This window comes from Mycobacterium sp., assembly GCF_025933915.1.
GTDB lineage: Bacteria > Actinomycetota > Actinomycetes > Mycobacteriales > Mycobacteriaceae > Mycobacterium.
In genome coordinates this window covers 1-7,718 of the sequence record NZ_JAICZA010000187.1, presented here as the reverse complement: position 1 = coordinate 7,718, position 7,718 = coordinate 1, and the positions used below count along the sequence as shown (strand labels likewise).

Sequence of the window (7,718 nt, the reverse complement as noted above, 5' to 3'; positions counted from 1 at the left end):
CGCCGGCCGTCCCGGGCGTCGTAGAGGTAGGACCCGGCCGAGCGGGCCAGATCGAGCACGAAGTCGAAGCCGTCGACCAGCATGCTGCGCGCCAGCACCTCGTGGACACGGTCGGGATCCGTGCGCCGATCGGCGCGAGCGAAGCGCTCCAGGGCGGCCGTCATGGACTCATAATACGTGTTATTTACGGTAACATGACACTATTACAGGATACTTTACGGTACATGTTGCCGATCTTCGTAAAAGGTATTCAAGATGATGGTGCTTCGCGTCTTGACGTTCGCGGCCGTCCGGATCCGCTGCAGCAGATCCTCGAGCGCCCGGGCGGACGCGACGCGCACCAGCAGGACGTAGCTTTCTTCGCCGGCCACCGAGTGACACGATTCGATCTCCTCGATGTGTTCCAGGCGGGCGGGCGCATCATCGGGTTGAGAGGGATCCAGAGGAGTGATGGCCACGAACGCCGACAGCGGGTGCCCGACCGCCTCCGGGTCGATGCGCGCGGCGTATCCCGCGATGACGCCGCGGGCCTCGAGCCTGCGCACCCTCGACTGGACCGCCGAGACCGACAGCCCGGCGCTGGCCGCCAACTCCGCCAACGTCGCGCGTCCGTCGGCGACCAGCTCGCGCGCCAGAATCCGGTCGACATCGTCGAGCGTCTCACTCATGGCCGGAGACTATCGCAGGAACGGCGCGCCGTGACCCGCGCGAAATGGCTGGAGACGTCGCAGCTTCGCGCGCTGTTCGCCGCGGGCCTCTCGGCGATGTACACCGCCGAGGTGCCCGCCTACGGCACCCTGGTGCAGGTGAGCGAGCAGGTCAACGCCGATCACGTGGCACGCCACCGGCATGCCGAACGGTTCGGCTCGCTGCAGCGCGTCACCGCCGAGCGGCACGGCGCCATCCGGGTGGGCAGCCCGGCCGAACTGGCCGCCGCCGCCGACCTTTTCGCCGCGTTCGGCATGCTGCCGGTCGGTTACTACGACCTGCGCTGCGCGGCCTCTCCGGTCCCGGTGGTATCGACCGCCTTCCGCCCTGTCGATGCGAACGAGCTGTCGCTCAACCCCTTTCGGATGTTCACCTCGATGCTGGCCACCCGCGACGCGCGCTTTTTCGATCGTGACCTGCGCGCCCGCGTCGACACCTTCCTGGGGCGCCGCCGACTGTTCGATCCCGCGTTGCTCGACCGCGCGCGCGTCGTCACCGCCGCGGGTGGCTGCGCCGGCGACCAGGCGCAGGAGTTCGTCGCGGCGGCGGTGGCGGCATTCGCCCTGTCCGGCGAGCCGATCGACAAGTCGTGGTACGACGAGCTGTCGCGGGTGTCCGCGGTGGCCGCCGACATCGCCGGCGTCGGCTCCACCCACCTCAACCACCTGACGCCCCGCGTCCTCGACATCGACGACCTGTACCGGCGGATGAGCGGGCGCGCCATCACCATGATCGATACCATCCAGGGGCCGCCGGCCACCGGCGGCCCGGCGGTGTTGTTGCGCCAGACCTCTTTTCGCGCCCTGGCCGAACCCCGCAGGTTCCGCGGCGAGGACGGCCGGATCACCGAAGGGGCGCTGCGGGTGCGCTTCGGCGAAGTGGAGGCCCGGGGTGTCGCGCTGACGCCGAAGGGCCGTGAGCGATACGACGCCGCGATGAGCGCCGTCGATCCGGCCGCGGTATGGGCGGATCACTTTCCGCCCACCGATGAGCAGATGGCCGCCCAGGGGCTCGGCTATTACCGGGGCGGTGACCCGTCGGCGCCGATCGTCTACGAGGACTTCCTGCCCGCGTCGGCGGCGGGCATCTTCCGGTCCAACCTGGACTCCGACGGCGAAACCGCGGACGCACCAGACGAATCCGGCTACGACGCGCAGTGGCTGGCCGGTGCCCTCGGCCGCGACATTCATGACCCGTACGCCCTCTATGAGGAGGCATGCTCATGACCACCGAACAGTTACGCGCCCGGGTGCGCACGGCCTTCGACGCGATCGGCGTCGCCACCGGCCTCGGCGAGCCGGACGGGCCGGGGCTGCCCGCCAGCACACCGATCACCGGCGAGGTGCTGTTCACCGTCGCGCCCACCACGCCCGAGCGGGCCGATCGAACGATCGCCGAAGCGGCCCAAGCGTTTTCGGTGTGGCGAAGCACGCCCGCGCCGGTGCGCGGCGCGCTGGTGGCGCGACTGGGTGAGCTGCTGAGGACGCACAAGGACGAGCTGGCCACCCTGGTGACGGTCGAGGTCGGCAAGATCGCCTCGGAGGCGGCGGGCGAGGTGCAGGAGATGATCGATGTCTGCCAGTTCGCCGTCGGCCTGTCGCGTCAGCTCTACGGCCGCACCATCGCATCGGAACGCCCCGGGCACCGGCTGCTGGAGACCTGGCACCCGCTCGGTGTGGTCGCGGTGATCACCGCGTTCAACTTCCCGGTCGCCGTGTGGGCCTGGAACGCCGCGCTGGCCCTGGTGTGTGGGGACCCGGTGGTGTGGAAGCCCTCGGAGCTGACGCCGTTGACGGCGCTGGCCGCCCAGGGGCTGATCGCCCGCGCCGCGGCCGACGTCGGCGCCCCGCCCGCGGTGAGCTCGCTGGTGCTGGGCGACCGCGACGTCGGCGGGCTACTGGTGGACGATCCCCGCATCGCCCTGTTGTCCGCGACGGGTTCGGTTCGGATGGGCCGCGATGTCGGCCCGCGCGTCGCCGCGCGCTTCGGCCGGGTGCTGCTGGAATTGGGTGGCAACAACGCCGCCATCGTGGCGCCGTCGGCCGACCTGGACCTCGCCGTGCGGGCCGTGGTGTTCGCCGCCGCCGGCACCGCCGGTCAACGCTGCACCAGCCTGCGCCGGCTGATCGTCCACCATTCGGTGGCCGACGAGGTGGTCTCCCGCGTCGTGTCCGCCTTCCGGCAACTGCGGATCGGCGACCCGTGCGCGCCGGGCACGCTCGTCGGGCCGCTGATTCACGAGACCGCCTACCGGGACATGGTGGGGGCGTTGGAACAGGCGCGCGCGGACGGCGGGGAGGTCATCGACGGCGACCGCAGGCACCCCGAGGTTCCCGAACAGCCGAGTTCCTACTATGTCGCGCCGGCCGTGGTGCGCATGCCCGCACAGACCTCGATCGTGGCGAGCGAGACGTTCGCACCCATCCTCTACGTGCTGACCTACGACGAGCTGGACGACGCGATAGCGCTTAATAACGCTGTGCCACAGGGTCTTTCGTCGTCCATTTTCACCACGGACCTGCGCGAGGCTGAACGATTCCTGGCCGAATCCGACTGCGGAATCGCCAATGTCAACATCGGCACGTCCGGGGCGGAGATCGGCGGCGCGTTCGGCGGCGAGAAGGAAACCGGCGGCGGACGGGAGTCCGGCACGGACTCGTGGAAGGCCTACATGCGCCAAAGTACCAATACCGTCAATTATTCCGGCGAGTTGCCGCTGGCCCAGGGGGTGGAGTTCGGATGAATCCGATGTGGCCGGCCTCTCATCTCATATGAGTACTATCTGACACATGCCAACCGCCCGAAGGCGTCTGTCCCCCGAGGATCGGCGCGCTGAGCTGCTCGCTTTAGGGGCAGAGGTTTTTGGGAAGCGACCGTACGACGAGGTCCGCATCGATGAGATCGCGGAGCGCGCCGGGGTGTCGCGGGCCCTGATGTATCACTACTTCCCCGACAAGCGGGCGTTTTTCGCGGCGGTGGTCAAGGACGAGGCCGACCGCCTCTACGAGAACACCAACATGGACGACGCCACCGGTCTGACCATGTACGAGGAGATCCGGATCGGTGTGCTGGCCTACATGGCCTACCACGAACAGAACCCGGAAGCCGCGTGGGCCGCGTACGTCGGCCTGGGGCGGTCCGACCCGGTCCTGCTGGGCGTCGAGGACGACGCGAAGAACCGCCAGATGGAACACATCATGTCCCGGATCAACCGGCTGATCTCCGAGCTCCCGGCGGCCGCCATGGAACCCGACGTCGAGCGCCACCTGCGGGTGATCCTGAACGGCTGGCTGGCGCTGACCTTCGAGATCTGCCGGCAGCGGATCATCGACCCCGCCACCGACGCCGACAAGCTCGCCGACGCCTGCGCGCACTCACTGCTGGATGCGATCGCGCGGGTGCCGGAGATTCCGGAGGAGCTCGGCGAGGCGATGTCCACCTCGCGCCTCTGAGCGCGGCGACATCATGTCGGTCCCCGTTGGCACCATGGATGGGTGAGCACTCGCGCTGAGGCCGGGCCGCCCGGCCCCTCCGACCCCCTGGGCCGGTTCAGCGCGGTCACCCGCGAATGGTTCACCAGCACGTTCGCCGCGCCGACCGCCGCGCAGGCCGATGCCTGGAACGCCATCGCCGACGGCCGCAACACCCTGGTGATCGCCCCGACCGGGTCCGGCAAGACGCTGGCGGCGTTTCTGTGGGCGCTGGACAGTCTGGCCTGCTCGGCCGACCGCCCGTCGGGCACGCGCGTGCTCTACGTGTCCCCGCTCAAGGCGCTGGCCGTCGACGTCGAGCGCAACCTGCGCACCCCCCTGGCCGGGCTCACCCGCATCGCCGAACGGCGGGGCCTGCCGCCACCGGACATCAGCGTGGGGGTGCGCTCCGGCGACACCCCGCCCGCCACCCGTCGCCAACTCATCAACCGGCCCCCCGACGTGCTGATCACCACGCCGGAGTCGCTGTTTCTGATGCTCACCTCCGCTGCCCGCGAAACACTGGCCGGGGTGCAGACGGTGATCGTCGACGAGATCCACGCCATCGCCGCCGGCAAGCGCGGCGCGCATCTGGCGGTGTCGCTGGAGCGCCTGGACGCGCTGCGGGAGGACAGACCCGCCCAGCGCATCGGGCTGTCGGCGACGGTGCGACCACCCGAGGAGCTCGCCCGCTTCCTGTCCGGCCAGGCACCGACCACCATCGTGGCGCCGCCGTCAGCCAAGACGGTCGAGCTCACCGTGGCTGTGCCGGTGCCCGACATGGCCAACCTGGCGAACAACACTATCTGGCCCGATGTCGAAAACCGCCTGGTCGACCTGATCGAGGCGCACAATTCGACCATCGTGTTCGCCAATTCGCGGCGGCTGGCCGAACGACTTACCGCTCGCCTCAACGAGATTCACGCCGAACGCAGCGGCGTCGTGGGGGCACCTCCCGCTTGCGGGGGAGTGTCCCCAGATTTTGTGGCGGCCAACCCCGCGGTGGCGGGCGGGGCCCCGGCGCACATCATGAGCTCGGGCCAGACGTACGGCGCCGACCCGATACTGGCGCGCGCCCACCACGGTTCGGTCAGTAAGGAGCAACGCGCCCTAGTCGAAGAGGACCTCAAACGCGGGCTGCTCAAGGCGGTGGTGGCCACCTCCAGCCTGGAGCTGGGCATCGACATGGGTGCGGTGGATCTGGTGATCCAGGTGGAGGCGCCGCCGTCGGTGGCCAGCGGGCTGCAACGCATCGGCCGGGCCGGACATCAGGTCGGCGAGGTCTCGCGGGGGGTGCTGTTCCCCAAGCACCGCACCGACCTGATCGGCTGCGCGGTCAGCGTGCAGCGCATGCTGACCGGTCAGATCGAAACGATGCGGGTGCCCGCCAACCCGCTCGACATCCTGGCGCAGCAGACCGTGGCGGCCGCCGCGCTCGAGCCGCTGGACGCCGACCGGTGGTTCGACACGGTGCGTCGGGCCGCCCCGTTCGCGACGCTGCCGCGCAGCGTGTACGAGGCCACCCTGGACCTGTTGAGCGGCAAGTATCCGTCCACCGATTTCGCCGAGCTGCGGCCGCGGCTGGTCTACGACCGCGACACCGGAACGTTGACCGCGCGCCCCGGCGCGCAGCGGCTGGCCGTGACCTCCGGCGGAGCCATCCCCGATCGCGGGCTGTTCACCGTGTATCTGGCGTCTTCTGTTGAAGGGTCCGAAAAGCCCTCGCGGGTAGGCGAACTCGAAGAGGAAATGGTCTACGAGTCACGGCCCGGCGATGTCATCTCGCTGGGCGCCACCAGCTGGCGGATCACCGAGATCACCCACGACCGGGTGCTGGTGATCCCCGCGCCCGGGCAGCCCGCCCGGTTGCCGTTCTGGCGCGGCGACGGCGTGGGCCGCCCGGCCGAGCTGGGGGCCGCGCTCGGCGCGTTCACCGGTGAGCTGGCCGGTCTGACGCGGGATGATTTCGAGACCCGCTGCGCCGGACTGGGTTTCGATGCCTACGCCACCGATAACCTGGCCCGCCTGCTCGACGAACAACGGACCGCCGCCGGGGTGGTGCCCACCGACACGACCCTGCTGGTCGAGCGATTCCGTGACGAACTCGGGGACTGGCGGGTGATCCTGCACTCGCCGTATGGGCTTGGAGTCAACGGGCCGCTGGCGTTGGCGGTGGGCCGGCGGCTCCGGGAACGCTACGGCATCGACGAGAAGCCCACCGCCTCGGACGACGGTGTGGTGGTGCGCTTGCCCGACACGCTTTCAGATACCGGTGAAACACCGCCCGGCGCGGAACTTTTCGTCTTCGACGCCGACGAGATCGAGCCGATCGTCACCGCCGAGGTGGGCGGCTCGGCGCTGTTCGCGTCGCGGTTCCGCGAATGCGCGGCCCGCGCCCTGTTATTGCCGCGCCGACACCCCGGGCGCCGCTCACCGCTGTGGCAGCAGCGCCAGCGTGCGGCCCAGTTACTGGAGGTGGCCCGCAGGTATCCCGATTTTCCCGTGGTGCTGGAGACCGTCCGCGAATGCCTGCAGGACGTCTACGACGTCCCCGCCCTGGTGGCGCTGATGACCGGCATCGCCCAGCGGCGGGTGCGGGTCCTCGAAGCCGAGACCGCGCGGCCCTCACCGTTCGCCGCCTCACTGCTGTTCGGCTACGTCGGCGCGTTCATGTACGAGGGCGACAGCCCGCTGGCCGAGCGGCGGGCCGCCGCGCTCTCGCTGGACAGCACGCTGCTGGCCGAGCTGCTGGGCCGGGTCGAGCTGCGCGACCTGCTCGATCCCGAGATCATCGCCGGCACCGCCCGCCAGCTGCAGCACCTCTCGGCCGAACGGGCCGCGCGCGACGCCGAGGGCGTCGCGGACCTGCTCCGGCTGCTGGGCCCGCTGACCGAGGACGAGGTGGCCGCCCGCGCGGGCGGCGCCGGCGTGGGTGGGTGGCTGGAGGGATTGCGCGCGGCCCGGCGCGCGCTGACGGTGTCGTTCGCCGGCCGGAGCTGGTGGGTGGCCATCGAGGACATCGGGCGGCTGCGCGACGGGATCGGCATCCCGGTCCCGCTGGGCGTGCCGGCGGCCTTCACCGAGGAGGTGGCCGACCCGCTCGGCGAATTGCTGGGCCGCTACGCGCGCACCCACACCCCGTTCACCACGGCCGAGGCCGCCGGCCGGTTCGGCCTGGGGCTGCGGGTGACGGCGGACATCCTGGGCCGGCTGGCCGGTGACGGCCGGCTGGTGCGCGGCGACTTCGTCGCCGTGACCGAGGCACCCGGGTCGCCCGTGGCCGGGGGTGAGCAGTGGTGTGACGCCGACGTGTTGCGCATCCTGCGGCGGCGGTCGCTGGCGGCGCTGCGGGCCCAGGTCGAGCCGGTCAGCACCGCCGCGTACGGGCGGTTCCTGCCGGCCTGGCATCACGTGGCGGCGGCCGAATCGTCGCGCACCCCAGGCTATTCCGGGCTGGACGGGCTGATGTCGGTGATCGATCAGCTGGCCGGCGTGCGGATGCCGGCTTCGGCGATCGAGCCGCTGGTGCTGGCACCCCGG

The 7,718-nt window shown here is 70.6% G+C and carries 5 protein-coding genes and 1 pseudogene; 4 read left to right on the top strand and 2 right to left on the bottom strand.

Annotation, left to right across the window (positions count from 1 at the left end):
* Both Q0W90_RS21405 and Q0W90_RS21400 read right to left on the bottom strand, forming a co-directional pair.
* Positions 1–164, bottom strand: a pseudogene (locus Q0W90_RS21405) (L-lysine 6-transaminase); the annotation flags it as partial.
* 51 nt (positions 165–215) lie between these two features.
* Positions 216–668: an Lrp/AsnC family transcriptional regulator gene (locus Q0W90_RS21400; protein WP_297776430.1), complete on the bottom strand. Its 453-nt coding sequence runs from the start codon at positions 666–668 to the stop codon at positions 216–218.
* A gap of 30 nt (positions 669–698) precedes the next feature.
* Here Q0W90_RS21400 and Q0W90_RS21395 point away from each other — a divergent pair, with 30 nt between their 5' ends.
* From Q0W90_RS21395 to Q0W90_RS21380, 4 genes are all read left to right on the top strand, one after another.
* Positions 699–1,934: a DUF1338 family protein gene (locus Q0W90_RS21395; protein WP_297595779.1), complete on the top strand. Its 1,236-nt coding sequence runs from the start codon at positions 699–701 to the stop codon at positions 1,932–1,934.
* Positions 1,931–3,451: an aldehyde dehydrogenase family protein gene (locus Q0W90_RS21390; protein ID WP_297595780.1), complete on the top strand. Its 1,521-nt coding sequence runs from the start codon at positions 1,931–1,933 to the stop codon at positions 3,449–3,451. Before Q0W90_RS21395 ends, Q0W90_RS21390 begins: the two co-directional genes overlap by 4 nt.
* Before the next feature lie 46 nt (positions 3,452–3,497).
* Positions 3,498–4,160, top strand: a complete 663-nt coding sequence (locus tag Q0W90_RS21385) for a TetR/AcrR family transcriptional regulator (protein WP_297595781.1) — start codon at positions 3,498–3,500, stop codon at positions 4,158–4,160.
* A gap of 87 nt (positions 4,161–4,247) precedes the next feature.
* A partial coding sequence (locus Q0W90_RS21380) for a DEAD/DEAH box helicase (RefSeq protein WP_297776432.1) occupies positions 4,248–7,718 on the top strand: 3,471 nt, incomplete at its 3' end.

Bases quoted from the DNA above. Each gene is read 5' to 3' on its own strand.
- Q0W90_RS21390 (WP_297595780.1), top strand. From the start codon at position 1,931: ATGACCACCGAACAGTTACGCGCCCGGGTGCGCACGGCCTTCGACGCG.
- Q0W90_RS21385 (WP_297595781.1), top strand. From the start codon at position 3,498: ATGCCAACCGCCCGAAGGCGTCTGTCCCCCGAGGATCGGCGCGCTGAG.
- Q0W90_RS21400 (WP_297776430.1), bottom strand. From the start codon at position 668: ATGAGTGAGACGCTCGACGATGTCGACCGGATTCTGGCGCGCGAGCTG.